Annotated in this window: 1 protein-coding gene; it reads right to left on the reverse strand. The window is 34.3% G+C overall.

Features of this window, described 5'->3' with window-relative positions:
* Positions 1-2,488, reverse strand: a 2,488-nt coding sequence (locus Q0L65_RS05090; protein ID WP_296684172.1) for a type IV secretion protein Rhs, incomplete at its 3' end; no start/stop codon positions are given.
* Between the last annotated feature and the right edge of the window lie 14 nt (positions 2,489-2,502).

The following is a 2,502-nucleotide window of genomic DNA, read 5'->3' on the forward strand; positions in this document are numbered from 1 at the left end:
GATTCACCCCTAGATATTCGTAATCCTTAGTTACAGTAACATCCTGTCCTTTTAAAGTGGTTGTCTCCGTCTCGGTTTTTAAGGTTTTGGTTTGTCCTTGGAGGGTGTAGACATTAAATAAAACAACTAAACCTCCAGGATTACTATATATTGATGGCAAAACTCCTTTTACATTTATGTTTGAACTACTATAATTATAATTGAATTCATTACGTTTAATCGTTTCTCCGCTAGCAGTGTTGATTTGGACACTCTGTTTTTCTCCTGCTAAAAGATACTGTGATTTCGGGAGTGGTGGAACCCCGTAATCAAAACTATAATTATTCAATTCAAAATATCCTTTGTAGCGATTGAAAAAATGTTTAGTAACCCCATTCCCATCAGTTTGGTCTACTTCTGCATAGGAAATAGTAGGTCCCATAAAATTGATTTCTAAAGGGTCAATTCCTGTTGAAAGGGTGTAATAAGAGCCTTTTTCCCATCCCAATTGCTGAGCATTATTGACAAAGGTTTGATTTAGTATATTTGCATTTTGAGGAACTATGCTATAATAAGTTGGGAAATAAGTATAGTTATTAAAATCCCAACTGGTTTGATAAAATAATTTAGGATTACTAACAATTTTAGGTTGATAATAAGTGTAATTAGTTTCTTTAATTACAGAATTATCATCCTCTTTATGAACTATCTTTTTAATTCGTAAACCGCCAACATCATAAATAGGTATAACAGGAATTTTATCGATTTTAGCACTACAAATATTACACATATAATTCATTCCATTTGCTCCACCATAACCTTGAGCAATTAACTTGTATTGTCTTCCGTCAATTAGTAGTTTCTTATCAATTGGCAAGGAAATCGTTTTTGAGGTAGTAGCCCCAGCATACAAAATAGATGCTACCTCTGAATTGGTAACCATATCAACAACTGAAGCGGCTCTTAATGTACTAGTTGGAGAACATCCCCCAGTTCCCATAGGATTGTAACTTAAGTTGGCTGTTATCATTAAGGTTTCAGATTCATTCGCTACATAAGTAAATAACTCTGAATTTATTCCATCGATAGATTGAGTTGATGAGATACTCTCTACAAAAGGTGAAGGATTATTTATGTCATAATATACATCTAAAGGCACATCAGACTTATGTGATTCATACTGAAAATTTACAGAGCCTTTGGTTGGGTAAATTATTTTCTCTAAAGCTCCTGCTTTAGCAAAATTCAAATCTACCTTTCTATCAGCATATAAATTAGGTGTCAATGTAATACCGATAGTCGGAAACAAGGACGGATTTTGAGTATTTCCATTATAATAGCCCCATTTATCTTGAGCAAATGAAAGTTTACTTGGTAATGAGGTGGCATTATACACAAAAGTATACGGCTTGGACAATTGTTCATTGGCACTCATTTCGGTGATACCGGTGAGTTGTAATCGTTTAATATCTGTTACATCTTTACTGCCAGTAGTTGTGGCACTTTGCAGTGTAGTATAGCTGAATTTAATTTTTTTAGTAATTTCTGCCACCTGTGTAATGGGATTAATCACTGTGATTTGGATTTCATCCAATCGCTTAGGATATACACCAGATTCTGGGGTCAAATCATCTCTGTTGCTGTAGAGGAAATTAATTTGAGTGGTTCCAGCTATTATTTTACTAACCAATTTTGATACTACATGATTCTGAGAGGTGGTATTCACCGGATACAATGCCAATTCATTATATTGTTGCTCGGCGGTAACCAAACAATTTCGACTCATTGAAGTATAAGGAAGACACAAAAAAGAGCTTTGCACTATTGGTTTACTAATTGTAGTATGAGTGTAATTATTATCTACATACTCCAATTGAATTTTGTTTGAACTAGTAAAACTCGATATTTCGGTCAAAAACCAAGAATTAATAATGTAATTATTGTCAAAAACAATTTCATTTATGGATTGATTGGTATAATTTTTTTCTACAACATTATTCAATCCAAAATTGGTTCCCGTATCTAAACCATACTTATATTTAATGCCTTTAGGGGAAGTTACAGTCCAAGTTTTAAAGTAGTTAGGTACAAAATCCTCCTGAATCATAAAATCTGTATTTTCAAGATAGACTACCTTTCTTTGGTCGTTGAAAACAAATTTACTGCCTCCCTCAGGTGTGCTGAAGTAAAACAAATCGGGTTGAGCATCTTTTTTACCCGCATTGACATCCTCTAACCACCAAACAAATTGTGTATATCGCGCATTTTCGCTATTAGAGAAATTATTTAATAATAAATCTAATTTTGACAAACCATAATCCTTGTAATAGCCATTGATATCAATTATACTTTTTGCAGAAGCAGACACAGCTCCCTCGTCAGGTGCTGCTTTTGCATTACGACTCACCACACCACCCACATTCAAACTCCAGTTTTGTCCCACCGAAGAGGCTATTGATTCTACTTTAACCCCCGAGGCATCATATTCCAAGGAGATAGGAAGGGTCATCCCTCCATATTCTA

Origin of the sequence: Flavobacterium sp. (assembly GCF_024642105.1) — a bacterium.
Classification (GTDB): domain Bacteria; phylum Bacteroidota; class Bacteroidia; order Flavobacteriales; family Flavobacteriaceae; genus Flavobacterium.